The organism is Streptomyces sp. NBC_00647 (assembly GCF_045207245.1).
Taxonomy (GTDB): domain Bacteria; phylum Actinomycetota; class Actinomycetes; order Streptomycetales; family Streptomycetaceae; genus Streptomyces.
The window spans coordinates 5870534-5886911 of the sequence record NZ_CP109040.1; the positions used below are offsets into that span (position 1 = coordinate 5870534).

The 16378-nt window shown below is 70.0% G+C and carries 13 protein-coding genes; 5 read left to right on the plus strand and 8 right to left on the minus strand.

Annotated elements, in window-relative coordinates; translation table 11 throughout:
• The first annotated feature begins 121 nt into the window (after positions 1 to 121).
• The 3 genes from OG788_RS25805 to OG788_RS25815 all read left to right on the plus strand — a co-directional run bounded on the left by OG788_RS25805 (position 122) and on the right by OG788_RS25815 (position 3878).
• On the plus strand, positions 122 to 1552 hold the full coding sequence (locus OG788_RS25805; RefSeq protein WP_406373732.1) for a helix-turn-helix domain-containing protein: 1431 nt from the start codon (positions 122 to 124) through the stop codon (positions 1550 to 1552).
• Between the two features lie 72 nt (positions 1553 to 1624).
• Positions 1625 to 2527, plus strand: coding sequence for an SAM-dependent methyltransferase (locus tag OG788_RS25810; protein ID WP_406373734.1), 903 nt, complete (start codon positions 1625 to 1627; stop codon positions 2525 to 2527).
• Positions 2528 to 2663: 136 nt separating this feature from the next.
• A complete protein-coding gene (locus OG788_RS25815; protein WP_406373736.1) occupies positions 2664 to 3878 on the plus strand; it encodes a PLP-dependent aminotransferase family protein in 1215 nt (404 codons plus the stop codon).
• A gap of 39 nt (positions 3879 to 3917) precedes the next feature.
• Here the strand turns inward: OG788_RS25815 and OG788_RS25820 are convergent, their stop codons facing one another.
• Together OG788_RS25820 and argS are read right to left on the minus strand one after the other, a co-directional pair.
• On the minus strand, positions 3918 to 4832 hold the full coding sequence (locus OG788_RS25820; protein ID WP_406373738.1) for a DUF4253 domain-containing protein: 915 nt from the start codon (positions 4830 to 4832) through the stop codon (positions 3918 to 3920).
• 113 nt (positions 4833 to 4945) lie between these two features.
• Entirely contained in the window at positions 4946 to 6715 is a 1770-nt protein-coding gene (argS, locus tag OG788_RS25825; protein WP_406376841.1) for an arginine--tRNA ligase, read from the minus strand.
• A 146-nt stretch (positions 6716 to 6861) separates the two neighbouring features.
• Here argS and lysS point away from each other — a divergent pair, with 146 nt between their 5' ends.
• A complete protein-coding gene (gene lysS / locus OG788_RS25830; protein ID WP_406376842.1) occupies positions 6862 to 8604 on the plus strand; it encodes a lysine--tRNA ligase in 1743 nt (580 codons plus the stop codon).
• Between the two features lie 93 nt (positions 8605 to 8697).
• Here the strand turns inward: lysS and OG788_RS25835 are convergent, their stop codons facing one another.
• From OG788_RS25835 to OG788_RS25845, 3 genes are all read right to left on the minus strand, one after another.
• Positions 8698 to 10086: a DUF2637 domain-containing protein gene (locus tag OG788_RS25835; protein ID WP_406373740.1), complete on the minus strand. Its 1389-nt coding sequence runs from the start codon at positions 10084 to 10086 to the stop codon at positions 8698 to 8700.
• 163 nt (positions 10087 to 10249) lie between these two features.
• Positions 10250 to 11116 carry a DUF3558 family protein gene (locus tag OG788_RS25840; RefSeq protein WP_406373742.1) on the minus strand — a complete coding sequence of 289 codons (867 nt, stop codon included), beginning with the start codon at positions 11114 to 11116 and terminating at the stop codon, positions 10250 to 10252.
• A gap of 147 nt (positions 11117 to 11263) precedes the next feature.
• Complete coding sequence (locus OG788_RS25845) at positions 11264 to 12118, minus strand: DUF3558 domain-containing protein (protein ID WP_406373743.1); 855 nt, start codon at positions 12116 to 12118, stop codon at positions 11264 to 11266.
• Between the two features lie 202 nt (positions 12119 to 12320).
• Here OG788_RS25845 and OG788_RS25850 point away from each other — a divergent pair, with 202 nt between their 5' ends.
• Complete coding sequence (locus tag OG788_RS25850; protein ID WP_406373745.1) at positions 12321 to 13514, plus strand: RtcB family protein; 1194 nt, start codon at positions 12321 to 12323, stop codon at positions 13512 to 13514.
• A 93-nt stretch (positions 13515 to 13607) separates the two neighbouring features.
• On the opposite strand, the gene OG788_RS25855 is transcribed toward OG788_RS25850, so the two are convergent.
• The 3 genes from OG788_RS25855 to OG788_RS25865 all read right to left on the minus strand — a co-directional run bounded on the left by OG788_RS25855 (position 13608) and on the right by OG788_RS25865 (position 16372).
• Positions 13608 to 15167, minus strand: coding sequence for a recombinase family protein (locus OG788_RS25855; protein ID WP_406373747.1), 1560 nt, complete (start codon positions 15165 to 15167; stop codon positions 13608 to 13610).
• Between the two features lie 264 nt (positions 15168 to 15431).
• Complete coding sequence (locus OG788_RS25860; protein ID WP_351556821.1) at positions 15432 to 15605, minus strand: hypothetical protein; 174 nt, start codon at positions 15603 to 15605, stop codon at positions 15432 to 15434.
• On the minus strand, positions 15605 to 16372 hold the full coding sequence (locus tag OG788_RS25865; RefSeq protein WP_406373749.1) for an SDR family NAD(P)-dependent oxidoreductase: 768 nt from the start codon (positions 16370 to 16372) through the stop codon (positions 15605 to 15607). Before OG788_RS25865 ends, OG788_RS25860 begins: the two co-directional genes overlap by 1 nt.
• Positions 16373 to 16378: the final 6 nt, after the last annotated feature.

Below are 16378 nucleotides of genomic sequence, written 5' to 3' on the forward strand. Positions count from 1 at the left end.
ATCCGTCCCGGCCGCCACACCCGGCGGGGGATACGGGACGCCGGAACGCCGGCACAGGGTCTGACCTGGGGGAACGGCATCCCCCTGGAACGCGGTCCGGGACACGGGGGATGGAGGAACGGTGGCGGGGGACGAGTTCGCGGGACTGCTCCGGGAGTTGAAGGAGCGCTCCGGTCTCAGCTACGGGGCGCTCGCCAAACGGCTGCACGTGAGTACGTCCACACTGCACCGGTACGTCAACGGGGATGCCGTACCGGCGGACTACGCGCCCGTCGAGCGGCTCGCGCGCGCCTGCCGGGCCACTCCGGACGAGTTGGTGGAGCTGCACCGGCGGTGGGTCCTGGCGGACGCGCTGCGGGGGAGGAAAGGGCCGGGACCGGATACCGCCTCGGCGGCGGGGAGCCCCGCGGGCGGGGGTGCCGGGCCGGAGGCGGCGCCGACCGGGGCGAAAGCACCAGGGGCCGGGTCCGGCCCGGGAGCCGCGGAGGCCGCCGTCGGCCCGGAGACCGGGGCCGAGGGTGCGAGCGGTCGTCCGTCGGACGGCGGGGCGGACGGTCCGGCGGAAGGCGGCCGGTCGGCCGGGGGCGAGGCCCCCGGTCCCGCGCCGGTGCGACGGAGCAGGCCGCGGAACCGGCGGACCGTGGTCCTCGCCGCGGTGGGTGCCGTCGTCGCGACGGCGGTCGTGGCCGGCACGCTGGCCGTGCGGCTCGGCTCCGGCAGCGGTGACGACGACGCCGAGGGCGAGGCCGTGTCCCTCGGCCTCCCGACCGCCACGGGCCCGCGGGAGACCGGCGGAACCCCGGACGCGCGCCACGGTTCGGCCTCGGTCTCCGCCTCCGCCTCGCGCGGTGCCGGCCCCGAGACGTCCGTCCCGTCCGTAGGTGGATCCGTCGACCGGGGCGGGGCCGCCGCTGACCGAGCGGTCGGAGAGGGCGCGGCAGGCGACGGCGCCGGCGCACCGGCCGTCGCCGTCGACCCGTACAGGTTCGAGGACCCGTGCAGCCAGCACTATCTGGTGGACCGGCCCGCCCCGCAGGTGCCCCCGCCGCCGAACGAGTCGGACGCGCGCGGCTGGGTCACCGCGCTCGGCGGCGTCGCGAGCGGGGAGCAGATGCTCGCGCTCACCGTGCAGGGCACCGGGAAGGCGACCGTCGTCCTGAAGGCGCTGCACGTGCGGGTGCTGGGCAAGAGCGCGCCGCTCGCCTGGAACGACTACGCGATGGGCGTGGGCTGCGGCGGCGGGGTGGAGACGAAGTCGTTCACCGTGGACCTCGACGCGGGACGGCCGGCGATCGCGGTCAAGGGCGGACAGCGGAACTTCCCCTACAAGGTCAGCGAGTCCGACCCCGAGGTCTTCTACGTGTTCGCGGACGCGCAGGCGCACAACGTGAGGTGGTGCCTGGAACTCGACTGGTCCAGCGGGACGAAGAGCGGCACCGTGCGCGTCGACGACCACGGCAAGCCGTTCCGGACCAGCGGGAACGTGGGGCGGCCCGCGTACGACTATCCACTGGGCGACAGCGAGTGGCGGACGGCCCCTCCCCCCGGGTGACGGCACCATCAAGTCCCGCCAGGAGTTAGGTTGTTGCCCGTTGAATGACGCGACTCTCCAGGGAGATGTTTCATGTCCGGTGACGCCCTCGGCCAGGACCCCGCGGAGCTGAGAAGCAGGATCGACACCACCAAGGCGCACCCCGCCCGCGTCTACGACGTCTTCCTCGGCGGCAAGGACAACTACCCGGTCGACCGGAACGCGGCCGCCGCCGCACTCGCCGCGAACCCGCGCGGCTACCTCGACGTCCGGCACAACCGCGACTTCCTGCGCCGCGCCGTGACCACACTGACCGCGGAGGACGGCATCCGGCAGTTCCTGGACATCGGAACCGGACTGCCCACGCAGGAGAACGTCCACCAGATCGCCCAGCGGATCACCCCGGACGCGCGAGTCGTGTACGTCGACAACGACCCGGTGGTCCTCGCCCACGCGCGCGCCCTGCTCACCAGCGGGCCCGAGGGGCGTACGGACTACATCGACGCGGACCTCGAGCAGCCCGGGCAGATCCTCGAACAGGCCGCCAAGACCCTCGACCTCGACCAGCCGGTCGCCCTCGTGCTGGTCGCGATCCTGCACTTCGTCGAGGACGCCGAGGCGTACCCGATCGTGCGCGGACTCGTGGACGCGCTGCCGTCCGGCAGCCGGCTCGTCCTCAGCCACCTCACCGAGGACCTGAACGCCGAGAACGTCCGCGCCGTCCAACGGACGTACACCGAGCGGGGATTCACTTTCGTGCTGCGCTCGAAGGCGGAGGTGGAGCGCTACTTCACCGAGAACGGCCTGGTACTGGACGAACCCGGAGTCGTCCCCGCCCACCACTGGCGGCCCGACGGCAACGCCCCGGTCCCGGAGGCCGCCGACCCCGCCCTTCTGGCCACGCTCGACGACATCGAGAAGGTCCGCTACCGCGACATCAACGACGTCACGGACGCCGACATCAACGTGTACGTCGCCACGGGCGTCAAGCCCTAGACGCGCGCGCCGCGCCGATCTGCCGTCCGCATCCCGGAATTGACGGGTGTAGAGGGCACACACCGGCCTAGGGTGCGGGCACGAGCCGGCCCCGGCGCGCCGGGGCCGCCGCCCGCAACGACAAGGAGCCGTCACCGTGACCGTCACCGACTCCGCGGCCGCGACCGCGACCGCACCCGTGCCCCCGCTCGCCGCCCGGGCCACCGCGATCGGCGGCTCGCCGGTACGGGACATCCTCGCGGTCACGGCACGCCCCGAGGTGATCAACTTCGCGGGCGGACTGCCCGCCCCGGAACTGTTCGACGCCGACGGCATCGCGGCGGCGTACCGCGACGTTCTCGCCGAGGAGCCCGAACGGGCCCTGCAGTACTCGACGACCGAGGGCGAACCGGCGCTGCGGGCGGCCCTCGCCGAACGGACGAGCGCGCGCGGACTGCCGACCGGACCGGACGACGTCCTCGTCACCACCGGCTCGCAGCAGGCGCTGTCGCTGCTCGCCACCGCCCTGCTCGAACCCGGCGACACCGTCCTGGTCGAAAGCCCCTGCTATCTGGCGGCACTTCAGGCGTTCGCCTTCGCGGGAGCGCGGGTGCTGCCCGTGCCTGGCGACGACGACGGCATCGACCCCGAGGCGCTCGACGAACTGGTCGACCGGGAACGGCCGAAGCTGCTCTACACCGTGCCCACCTTCCAGAATCCGACCGGGCGCACCCTGCCGGGCGAGCGGCGGGCCGCCATCGCCCGCGTCGCCGCCGCACGCGGACTGTGGGTCGTCGAGGACGACCCGTACGGAGAACTGCGCTTCGAGGGCGAGCGGGTCCCGTGGATCGCCTCCTACGACGGTGCCGGGGACCGGACCGTGCTGCTCGGCTCCTTCTCCAAGGTGATGGCGCCCGGCATGCGGCTGGGCTGGCTGCGGGCGCCCGCGGCACTGCGGCGCGCGTGCGCCGTCGCCAAGCAGGCCGCCGATCTGCACACCCCGACCGTCAACCAGCTCGCCGCCGCCCGCTATCTGGCCGACCGCGACCTGGACGCCCACGTGGCACGCGTCGCGGCCGTCTACCGCGAGCGGCGCGACGCCATGCTCGCCGGAATCGGCGCGGCCCTCCCGGCCGGGTCGACGTGGACCCGGCCGGAGGGCGGCATGTTCCTCTGGGCCCGCCTGCCCGAGCCGTACGACACCACGGCCCTGCTCCGTCCAGTGGTGGAGCAGGGCGTCGCGTACGTGCCCGGCGCGCCCTTCTACGCGGGCACCCCGGAGACATCGACGCTGCGCCTGTGCTTCGTCACACAGACGCCGGGCGAGATCGCGGAAGGGCTGCGCCGCCTGGGAACAGGGCTGCGCGGCTGACCCCGGCAGATCCCCGCCGGGGGTACGCCCCGACGCCGGTCAGTCCCACCAGAACGACCACACCCGCTCGTCCAGCACCTCCTGCTCGGCGTATGCCCGCAAGGTCGTGTGGTGGCCCTGGGTGATGTTGTCCGGGCAGAAGGCGAAGTGCTCCGCCGCGACCGCCTCGGCCTCCGCCATGGTGGCCGGCGGGGCCGCCACGGACAGCACCAACTGGTCGAAGGTGAGGGCCACCACACGTATGCCGAAGCGGTCCTCCCAGGAGCGGAGCACGGCGCACAGACGCGCCACGTCACTCTCGTAGTTCAGCGGGCCCGACCAGCCGAGCGCCGCCGGGATGTCGGCACTGCGGCGCGCCGGAACCAGCGCGAGCCGGGGCTGCTTCAGCCACGAGCCGTGGCCCGCGAGGGAGTCGGCGATCTCGGCGGCGCGCGCGTCCGGATCCGCTTCCGGCGCGATGGCCGCTGCCAGGCCCGGCCAGAGAGGCCCGTACGGCGCGATCGTCTCGTCCAGGGCCGGCTGCTCCCCGAAGACCTCGACCACCCTGTCCTTGCCGGGGTAGTCCTGGTCCGCGTCGAGTTCGTCCGCCGCGTACTCCTCCCAGAACTCGGCCAGCACCTCGTCGGCGTCGTGGTCCCCGGGGTACGACACCTCGTCGGGCATCAACTCCCAGTCCTGCGGGCCGTTCTGCGAGCCGCCCACGTCGACCAGCACCGGCAGCAGACCGGACGCCCGGGCGGGGGCGGCCAGCGCCGCCCAGGCTCCGGGAGCCGAACCGTCCTCTGCATGCCACAGCAGCGGCTCGCGCCACGGGCCGTCGTCCTCCCCCACTGCCTCAAGGACGTGGGAGGTACCACCAGCGTCGATCAGTCTCCCGGGCGGGAGTTCGAGCCCGAGCACGCGCCCGCTCGGGTCTGCCGTAAGCCGCGGAAGCGGATTGGGAAGTGTCGCCATGCCGGTGACTGTAGGGGCCGGCACTGACAACGCCCCTGGCGCGGTACCCGGGCGCACACAGGAAAGCGGCCCACACCTCCGGCGAGGCGTGGGCCGCGTTCACGAGCACATGCTCAGAGCCGCTCGGGCGTCCTGATGCCCAGCAGGGACATGCCCTGGTGGAGCGTGCGGGCCGTGAGGTCGCAGAGGAAGAGGCGGTTCTCCGCGACCTCCTGCGCCGGGGCCGGCTTGATGACCGGGCACTGGTCGTAGAACGTCGTGTAGAGCGAGGCCAGTTGGTACAGGTACGCCGCCAGCTTGTGCGGGGCGTACTCGGCGGCCACCTCGTCCAGCGTCTCCCCGAACCGGTCCAGGTGCAGACCGAGCGCCCGCTCCGCCGACGCCAGTTCCAGCTCCGGGTGGGCCAGCGGCGTGCGGTCGCCGGCCTTGCCGAAGATCGACCGGATCCGGGCGTACGCGTACTGGAGGTACACCGACGTGTCGCCGCTCAGCGACACCATCTGGTCCAGGTCGAACTTGTAGTCCCGGACGGCGGAGGTGGAGAGGTCCGCGTACTTCACGGCGCCGATACCGACGTACCGGCCGTTCTCCTCGATCTCCTGCTCGCTCAGGCCCACCTTCTCGGCCTTCTCCCGCACGACGGCCGTCGCCCGCTCGATCGCCTCGTCCAGCAGATCCACCAGCCGGATCGTCTCGCCCTCACGGGTCTTGAACGGCTTGCCGTCCTTGCCCAGCACCGTGCCGAAGGCCAACTGGTGCGCCTTGACGTCGTCGTTCAGCCAGCCGGCCCTGCGCGCGGTCTCGAAGACCATCTTGAAGTGCAGGGACTGCCGCACGTCCACGACGTAGATCAGACTGTCGGCCTTCAGGTTGAAGACACGGTCGCGGATCGCGGACAGGTCGGTGGCCGCGTAGCCGTAGCCGCCGTCCGACTTCTTCACGATCAGCGGGACCGGGTTGCCGTCCGGGCCCTTCACGTCGTCGAAGAACACGCAGAGCGCGCCGTCCGAGCGGACCGCCACGCCCGACTCCTCCAGGAGCCGGCACGTCTCGTCCAGCATGGCGTTGTAGCCGGACTCGCCCACCACGTCGGCGTCGCGGATCTCCATGTCCAGCTTGTCGAAGACCGAGTAGAAGTAGATCTTCGACTCGTCCACGAACTTCTGCCACATGGCCAGCGTCTCGGGCTCGCCCGCCTGGAGGTCCACCACCCGGCGCCGCGCCCGCGTCTTGAACTCCTCGTCGGAGTCGAAGTGGGAGCGCGCCGCCTTGTAGAGACGGTTCAGGTTCGACATGGCCTCCTCGCCGGAGACCTCGCCGCCCTTGTGGTCCAACTCGTGCGGGTGCTCGATCAGATACTGGATGAGCATGCCGAACTGGGTGCCCCAGTCGCCGATGTGGTGCCGGCGCACGACGGACTCACCGGTGAACTCCAGGATCTGCACGACCGCGTCACCGATCACCGCGGACCGCAGATGACCGACGTGCATCTCCTTGGCCACGTTCGGCTGCGCGTAGTCGATCACCGTCGTGCCCGGGTTCTTCGCGAGGGGCACCCCGAGGCGCTCACCGTCCGCGTACCGCTCCGCCAGGTTCGAGACGATCGCCCGGTCGGTGATCGTGATGTTCAGGAAGCCGGGTCCGGAGACCTCGATGTCCTTGATCACCTCACCCGACTCGACCCGGTCCACGACCTGCGTCGCCAGCTCGCGCGGGTTCGCCTTCGCCGTCTTCGCGAGGGCCAGGATCCCGTTGGCCTGGAAGTCGGCCCGGTCGCTTCGGCGCAGCAGCGGATCCGCGGAACCGGCCTCCGGCAGAGCTGCCGAGAGGGCGTCCGCGAGGCGCTGATGGACGGAAGCGGTGAGGGACGTGACCGAGGCCATGGAGTGGCTGCCGTTCTGCTCGGGTTCCGGAGATGCTGAGTACAAGGAAAGCCAGTATCCCACGCGGTGAAAAGCCGTTTTCGCGGTTGAGGGCCGAGCTGGGAGAATGGTCGCGTCAGCTGTACCGGCGTATGAGAAAGAAGGACGTGCGCATCGTGGCTCAGAGCACCGAGACCACCGACTGGGTCTCCCGTTACGCGGATGAGGTCATCGAGGAGTCGGAGCGTCGGGCCCCGGGCAAACCCGTTGTCGTCGCGTCCGGCCTCTCCCCCTCCGGCCCGATCCACCTCGGCAACCTCCGCGAGGTCATGACCCCGCACCTCGTCGCCGACGAGATCCGCCGCCGCGGGTACACCGTGCGCCACCTGATCTCCTGGGACGACTACGACCGCTACCGCAAGGTTCCGCTCGGCATCCCGGGCGTCGACGACTCCTGGGCCGAGCACATCGGCAAGCCGCTGACCTCCGTCCCGGCCCCCGCCGGTTCGGCCTACCCGAACTGGGCCGAGCACTTCAAGGCCGCCATGACCGGGGCACTGGCCGAGCTCGGCGTCGAGTACGACGGAATCAGCCAGACGGAGCAGTACACCGCGGGCACCTACCGCGAGCAGGTCCTGTTCGCGATGAAGCACCGCGGCGACATCGACGCGATCCTCGACCAGTACCGGACCAAGAAGGCCCCCGCCAAGAAGCAGCAGGGCCAGAAGCCGGTCGACGAGGCCGAACTCGAAGCCGCCGAGGGATCGGGCGCCGCCGCCGAGGACGACGGCAGCTCCACCTCCGGGTACTACCCGTACAAGCCCTACTGCGGGCAGTGCGAGAAGGACCTGACCACCGTCACGGCCTACGACGACGCGACGACGGAGCTGTCGTACACCTGCTCCGCCTGCGGCTTCTCCGAGACCGTCCGGCTCAGCGAGTTCAACCGCGGCAAGCTGGTCTGGAAGGTCGACTGGCCCATGCGCTGGGCCTACGAAGGCGTCGTCTTCGAGCCGAGCGGCGTCGACCACTCCTCCCCGGGATCGTCCTTCCAGGTCGGCGGCCAGATCGTCGGGATCTTCGGCGGCAAGCAGCCCATCGGACCGATGTACGCCTTCGTCGGCATCTCCGGCATGGCCAAGATGTCCAGCAGCAAGGGCGGGGTCCCCACCCCGGCCGACGCGCTCCAGATCATGGAACCGCAGCTGCTGCGCTGGCTGTACGCCCGCCGCCGCCCGAACCAGTCGTTCAAGATCGCCTTCGACCAGGAGATCCAGCGGCTCTACGACGAGTGGGACAAGCTCGCCGGCAAGGTCACCGAGGGCTCCGTGCTGCCCGCGGACGCCGCCGCGTACGCCCGCGCCGTCGGCACCGCCGCCGGGGAACTGCCCAGGACCCCCCGCCCGATGGCGTACCGCACGCTCGCCTCCATCGCCGACATCACCGCTGGCGCCGAGGACCAGACCCTGCGCATCCTGAGCGAACTCGACCCCGAGAACCCGCTCGCCTCCCTGGACGAGGTCCGGCCCCGGCTCGACAAGGCCGAGACCTGGATCAACACCCAGGTACCGGCCGAGGAACGCACCGTCGTCCGCGACGAGCCCGACGTCGACCTCCTGAAGTCCCTCGACGACCAGGGCCGCGAGTCGCTGCGCCTGCTCCTCGACGGACTGGAGGAGAACTGGTCCCTGGACGGCCTCACCCACCTCGTCTACGGCGTTCCCAAGGTCCAGGCCGGCTTCCCCGCCGACGCCACCGCCAAGGAACTCCCCGCCGAGATCAAGGTCGCCCAGCGCACCTTCTTCGCGCTGCTCTACCACCTGCTCGTCGGCCGCGACACCGGGCCGCGCCTGCCCACGCTGCTGCTCGCCGTCGGACAGGACCGGGTGCGCAAGCTGCTCGGCGCGTAACCGCACACAGCACAGCCGTACGAGGAAGGGGCGCCCGGTGACCACCGGGCGCCCCTTCCTCGTACACGCTCAGACGCTCACGCGTCGGCGTGCCTACGCGATGTGGTCCTCCTCCAGCTCCGTGTTGAAACGGTTCTGGAAGCGGTTCATGTAGCGCCGCAGCTCGCTGTCCGTGAGCGTCACGCCGAACGTGGCCTCGACGTTGCCGCCGAACTCACCCTTCGTCGGCAGACCCTGGCCGGGCATTATCGACTGGCGGAACACCTGGTAGAAGCTCTCCTCGCGGGACTTCTCGTCGGCGAGCGGCGACTGCTCCTCCCGCGGGGAAGGAATGGGCAGCTGCTCCGGACCGCCGCCCTCACCCAGCTGCCGCGTGCGGCCGGGACCCGCCGGGATAGGGAAAGTGCCGGTCTCCTCCGGACCGGGCTCGTACGCCTGCGACTCCTGCTCGGCGTACCACTGCTGGTACTGCTCCTCCTGCGCGAACGACGGGTCGTAGCCGCCGTCGTACGGGATCTCCTGGGGATCGGGGGCGGCGAACCACGGGCTCCTGACCGGCTCCTCCGCCTGCCCCTGGTACGGGCCGCCCTGGTACTGGGCCTGGCGCCGGTCCTCGTACTGACCCTCGTACTGATCCTGGTACTGACCCTGCTGACCGCCCTCGAGCGACTGCTGCCGTCCGCCGCCGCCGTTCGACTCCAGCTCCAGGTGCTCGGGCGCCGCGGGAGCGGCGGGAGCCGGGACGGACGCCTGCACCGCCACCGGTGTGGGTGCCGGCGGGAGCACGGCGGGCTCGATGCCCGCCGCCGCCAGACCGGACGGAGCCGTCTCCGCGAGCGGGACGCCGTAGCGCGCCAGGCGCAGCGGCATCAGCGACTCCACCGGGGCCTTGCGACGCCACGCGCGGCCGAAACGGGAACGCAGCCGCGCCTGGTAGACCAGGCGCTCCTGCTCCAGCTTGATGACCTGCTCGTAGGAGCGCAGCTCCCACAGCTTCATCCGGCGCCACAGCAGGAACGTCGGGAGCGGAGAGAGCAGCCAGCGGGTGAGGCGGACCCCCTCCATGTGCTTGTCGGCCGTGATGTCGGCGATGCGGCCGATCGCGTGCCGGGCCGCCTCGACCGAGACCACGAACAGGATCGGGATGACGGCGTGCATACCCACGCCCAGCGGGTCCGGCCAGGCCGCCGCGCCGTTGAAGGCGATCGTCGCCGCCGTCAGCACCCACGCGGTCTGGCGCAGCAGGGGGAACGGGATACGGATCCACGTCAGCAGCAGGTCGAGGGCGAGCAGGACGCAGATACCCGCGTCGATGCCGATCGGGAAGACGTAACTGAAGTTCCCGAACCCCTTCTGGATCGCCAGCTCACGGACCGCCGCGTACGAACCGGCGAAGCCGATCCCGGCGATGACGACCGCACCGGCGACGACCACGCCGATGAGAATCTTGTGCATCCGTGTCAGCTGTATGGGCGCGGCCACCTGCACTCCCCTCCGCTTGCGTGTTGTTGCGCGCAACAGAGTGGCACATGTGTGTGGCGTACGGATGCGCGGTATGGGACGAGCCCGGCCCCCGAGAGGACCGGGCCCCTGCAACTGTCCCGCCAAAGATACGAGTTGAGCCCCGAAAACGGACGGGGGCGGGTCAGTCCTTCTTCGTCGCGGACTTCGACGGCGAAGCGCTCTTGGAGGCGCTCTTGGACGGCGCCTTCGAGCCGGACGACGCCTTCGACGAAGAGGACGGCTCCGAAGCGGACGCGCTCGCGCCGCCGTCCCCGTTGGCGGCGGTCACCGCGGCCACCGCCTCCTTCGCCGCCTTCTTGGCGTCCTTCAGCAGGTCGGCGGCGTCCGGGGTCTTCTCACCCGCGAGACCGGCACCGTTGTAATCGAGCGTCACGACCACGTTCTCGACGCGCGTCACGATCGTCTGCTGCTTGAAGGAGCCCTCCTTCTTCTTCAGGTCGTACCGCACGGCCGTCGCCTCGTCGCCCGTCCCGGCGACCGGCTCGGACTTGGCGCCCTTCGCGCCCTTGACCGACTGCGCGCCCGTGACCTGCTTCTCGAAGTACGCGTGCGCCTGCTCTTCGCCCGAGCCACGCGTGTCCGAATCGAAACGCAGCAGCGCCACGTTCAGCCAGCGGAACTGAGAGCCCTTCACACCGTTGTTGTCGAGGCTGCTCCAGTTGCAGTTGCCGCGCTGCGCCGCGTCGTCCGAACTGCCCTTCTTGCCCGACTTGCTGCCCTTGGGGACCAGTTCGCCCAGTGTCTTCTTCGACAGCACCGAGCAGGGATCGGGAAGCGTCGCGTACGCGGCGGGCTGGATGGCATCGGCCGAGGCGCTCTCGGACACCTTCGCGTCCGGCGTCACGCTCGCGCTCTTCTGCGCGTCGTCGCCGGAGTCGGAGTCCGAGGAACAGCCCGCGGCGACGAGCATCACCGGGACGGCGGCTGCGCTGACAAGGATGCGGGTGAGTCGCGGTGCTCGGCCTACTCGCTGTACTGGTCGGTGCATGGTTCCTTCACTCGTGGCGCTCGTGGTACGGCCGCACATGGAACGTGCGACCGGTCGGGTCCGAGGGGCCACGGTACGCGGTGGGGCACCCGAGCGGTTCCCGTTCGGGGGGTTTGCGCCGGGGTGCCCGCAGGTGCCGCGGGGCCGCTAGTCGTTGAGCTTGTCGGCCAGCTCCTGGGCCAGCTTCCGCGCCCTGTCCTGCATTTCTTCGCTGTCCGGGGTGTCCGTGGAAGCCGTCGGCTGCTCGGCGTATTCGATCGTCACGATCACGTTGGACGTGCGGAACACCACAGTCACCGTGCGCTGCTGAGCCGTCGACGAACCGGTGCTCAGCTTGTCGTCGAGGAACGCCTGGTCGCCGAGACCGTCGAGGACGCGGGGCTGCAGAGCGGTGGGCGTTCCCGACGGGGAGGCGGAGACGGAAGGGCTGCCGGAGCCGTCGCCCTTGCCGTCGCCCTCGTCGCTGCCGCCTCCGTCGCCGGCCGGGGCGCCGGTGCTGTCGCTCGGGCTCGGACTGACGTCGTCGCTCGAGGCGGAGGCCGACGCGGACGGCTCGGGGAGGTCTGCCGCCGTCTCCTTGACGGTGTAGAGCTCCTCGGCCTTGTCGTCGTCGCTCACCGCGGTGTCGTACGAGACCACGCGCTCGAAGTCGACGAAGAGGTGATCGGTGGCGGAGGTGGACTCCACCTTCCAGTTGCAGCCGTCCCGCCGGTCCGTGTTGTACGTGACCGTGGCCTCACCCTCGTACAGCTTCTCCTGCTGCTTCTCGTCCGCGCTCTGCCGGATGCCGGGCAGCAGTGCGTCGAGGGTGTCGTGATCGGCCGCCGTGCACGCCTGCGGGAGGGTGCGGTACTTGCCCGGCTGGGCCGCCGGAGCCGTCGTGCCGACGTTGCCGCTCTTGGAGTCCGGAGGCGAACCGCCCTCGTCCGAACCGCCCGTGCAGCCCGCCAGCAATGCCGCGAGGAGCACAGCGGCGCCTGATACGTACGCCTTCCGCTGCACGGTCAGGCTCCTCTCGACGGTTCCCGACGGCGCTTCGGCCCGGGTGTCCTGTGGTTATTCGGTTGCCGCACGGGGGCGGCCCCTGGAGACAATGTGTATCGCACGCAGAGCCGTGGACGCCGGTCCGTTGTCCCATACGTCGACCTAGGCGCCGGTTTTGCGATTTAAGACTTCTGTTGCTTTTCTGGGGATCGAGGACGATATGTCGTACGTAGAGGTGCCGGGCGCCAAGGTTCCCATCCGCATGTGGGCCGACCCCGCGTCGGTCGAGGATGTCGCACTCCGCCAGCTCCAGAACGTGGCGACCCTGCCCTGGATCAAGGGGCTCGCCGTCATGCCGGACGTCCACTACGGCAAGGGCGCGACGGTCGGCTCCGTCATCGCGATGCGGGACGCGGTGTGCCCGGCGGCGGTGGGTGTCGACATCGGCTGCGGAATGTCCGCGGTCAAGACCTCGCTCACGGCCAACGACCTGCCGGGCGACCTCTCGCGACTCCGGTCGAAGATCGAGGAGGCGATTCCGGTCGGACGGGGGATGCACGACTCCCCGGTCGCCCCGGGCCGCTTCCACGGCCTGGCCACCGCCGGGTGGGACGACTTCTGGGGACGGTTCGACGGGGTCGCGGAGGCGGTCAAGTTCCGTCAGGAGCGGGCCGTCAAGCAGATGGGAACGCTGGGCGGAGGGAATCACTTCGTTGAGGTTTGCGTCGATACGTCTGGTTCTGTCTGGTTGATGCTGCACTCCGGTTCGCGGAACATCGGCAAGGAACTGGCCGAGCACCACATCGGCGTCGCCCAGAAGCTCCCGCACAACCAGGGCCTCGTCGACCGTGACCTCGCCGTCTTCGTCGCGGACACGCCCCAGATGGCGGCGTACCGCAACGACCTGTTCTGGGCCCAGGAGTACGCGAAGCACAACCGCGCGCTCATGATGGCGCTCCTGAAGGACGTGGTCAGCAAGGAGTTCAAGAAGGCGAAGCCGGCCTTCGAGCCCGAGGTCAGCTGCCACCACAACTACGTGAACATCGAGCGCTACGACGGCATGGACCTGCTCGTCACGCGCAAGGGAGCCATCAGCGCGCGGGCCGGAGAGTTCGGCATCATTCCGGGCTCGATGGGGACGGGGTCGTACATCGTGAAGGGACTCGGCAACGAGAAGTCCTTCAACTCGGCCTCGCACGGCGCGGGTCGGCGCATGAGCCGCAACGCGGCGAAGCGGCGCTTCTCGACGAAGGACCTGGAGGACCAGACGCAGGGCGTGGAGTGCCGCAAGGACTCCGGCGTCGTGGACGAGATCCCGGGTGCCTACAAGCCGATCGAGAAGGTCATCGAGCAGCAGCGCGACCTCGTGGAGGTCGTGGCGAAGCTGAAGCAGGTCGTCTGCGTGAAGGGTTGAGGCGCGGAATCGGGCCTAGGACGCTGTGTCAGCCGATGGAAGGGGCCCCGACATGTGGCACGTCGGGGCCCCTTCATCACCGAATTGTTGTGGTCACGCGTGCGGCACGACCGGGTCCGCTTCCTGCCATACGGGGACGACCGTGGAGGGGTCGAAGCGATGCGAACCCCTCCTGCCCGGCAGAATGATCACGGACTCGAACAGGCCGAAGAGGATCTCGCGCTTCTCGGCCGGACTTCTCGTGGCCCAGACAGCCTCTGCGTCGCCGTAGCGCTGTACATCGGACGGTTGCCTGACGGTCCAGGCTTTCCGGTCGTTGACGAGCCGCTTGAACTCGACTTCCCCTGAGGCCAGTTCCGAGAAGTACAGCGCGTCGCTGATCTCCTCCGCGTGCCACTGTTCCTGAAGCAACGCCCTTCGCTGCCGGACGACTTCCAGTCTCATCTCGCCGGGCCAGGTATCGCTGGGACGCGCGCGAAGATTGGCCTGTCGGGCCAGCGCCCCGAGGGCGTACTGAGTGATCAGTCCGTCCACTGCGGGGCCCTGTCGGCTTACGCGACCGCAGCCTCCGTCCAGTGCGAGGCGGCAGCGATACTCGTAAGACGTGCTGGTGGGGTGGCCGTGCATCGTCGCGTCACACCTCCGCCCGTCCTCCAGCGGTCTTCCGCATCGCGCGAGACCGGTGAGCAGATACCTGCCGGTGCCTCGCGAGGCCGTGCCCGCCCTGTTCCATCCGCCGGCGTGACGCTCTCGGTCCAGCAGGTCTGCTACGGCCTTCCACTCCTCCGGCGGCACGATGGGATCCCATTGGCCGATCACAGGGCTGCCGTCGGGACCGCAGATCAACTTGCCGTGGAGCTTGCGGTATCCGCAGATGCGCGGATTGCGAAGAATTTGCTTGACGGTCTGACGCTGCCATGGGTTGCCCATTGAACTGGTATGGCCAGATGCGACGAAGTCCCGGGTGACGGCCGAGAGCGTCTTCCCGGCGAGAAGGCTTCGCACGCCGTCGCGAACCACCTCCGACTCCCTGGGGTGCAGCGCAATTTTGTCGCTGTTCCAGCCGAAGGGGCGGCGCGATGCGACAGGCTCTCCTCGCTCCGCGCGGGCACGATGGTTCAATGTCGCCCGCTGTTGCTGCTTCTTGCTCTCGGCGCGTGATGCCGCAACCCCCAACAGGGCGCGCTGAGTTCCGGCTTCGCCGTAGAGGTCGTACACGCCCAGTTCATCGGCGTATGCGCGAGTGGGGTGAGCCGTGAAGGATGCCAGGAAGCGCTCGAAGGTGTGTACGTCCCGGTAGAGCCGGTCGTCGGAGACACACACGACGCCGTCGACCGGGTATCCATCGGCCGTCGCCCCGCAGTCCAAGGCGGCGAGCATCGCTTCGAATTCAGGTCGGTGCACGCCGGCCTTGGAAGCCGTCTTGTCGTTGTCGACGTAGCGGTGGACGGCGATCATGTGATGCTGCGCAGCGATGCGTGCGCAGTGCCTTGCCTGGTCCTCGACGCCGTGGCCATCTGCTCTGTGCCGGTCGAAGGAGATGCGGCAGTAGAAGACAACTGCGCGCCGGCCTGCTTTTCGGAGGGCCAGCACATCCGGTACCGACGGGGTGCCCTGCGGAACGCCGCGGAGGCTACTGAGCAGGAGTTCCACATCGGAGGCCTGAGGCCTCCCTCTCGTACGTTGGCCGGTGGGGGTTTTCGGGCGAGCGCTAGTGTCAGGTTCAGCCACAGGGAAGGTCCGATCTTCCTGGGTGGTCAGGTCCTCGGCCGGGATGGCAGTCCCGGCCGGGGGCCGTCGCATTTGATGTTGTGGCGCGAGCCTAGGTCGGGAGTTCGGACGACGTGCGGGTGATCGATTCGGTTCACCCTTGTGAGTTATGCGCCGAGTTGCTCGGGTTGGTCCCCGACCGGTGGGTCACTTCGCGTGCAGGACCGCGTAGATCATGACGAAGGCGATGATGTGGATGCCGAAGAGGAAGTACGCGAGGTAGTACCAGACGTACCGTTCGCGCTTCTTCTCCAGGGCGAGGCGGGCCTGTTCCCCGTCGTCTGTGGGGAGTTGTTCCTCGGGTGACGCCGGGTCGGTCATCACAGTTCCCTGTGGACCTTCGTGTTCGACGCCTGGGCCCGGGGGCGGACCACGAGCAGGTCGATGTTGACGTGGGCCGGGCGGGTGACGGCCCACGTGATGGTCTCGGCGACGTCGTCGGCGGTGAGGGGCTGGGCGACGCCCGCGTAGACCTTGGCGGCCTTCTCGGTGTCGCCGCCGAAGCGGGTCAGGGCGAACTCGTCGGTCTTGACCATGCCGGGGGCGACCTCGATGACCCGGACGGGCGTGCCGACGATCTCCAGGCGCAGGGTCTCCGCGAGGACGTGCTCGGCGTGCTTGGCGGCGACGTAGCCACCGCCGCCCTCGTACGTGCCGTGGCCCGCCGTGGAGGAGAGGACGACGACCGTGCCGTCGCCGCTGGCCGTGAGTGCCGGGAGGAGGGCCTGGGTGATGTTCAGGGTGCCGATGACGTTCGTCTCGTACATCTGGCGCCACTGGGCCGGGTCGCCCGTCGCGATCGGGTCGGCGCCGAGCGCGCCGCCCGCGTTGTTGACCAGCACGCCGATCGTCTTGAACGCCGACGCGAACTCGTCGACCGCGGTGCGGTCCGTGACGTCCAGGGCGTACGCGGTGGCCTGGCCGCCCGCCGCGGTGATCTCCGCCGCCAGTGCCTCGATGCGGTCCTTGCGGCGGGCGGTGACGACGACGCGGTAGCCCTCGGCCGCGAGCTGCCGGGCCGTCGCGGCGCCGATTCCGCTGCTTGCACCGGTGACGACGGCGATACGGGACGCGGCGGCGGGGGTCATACGGCT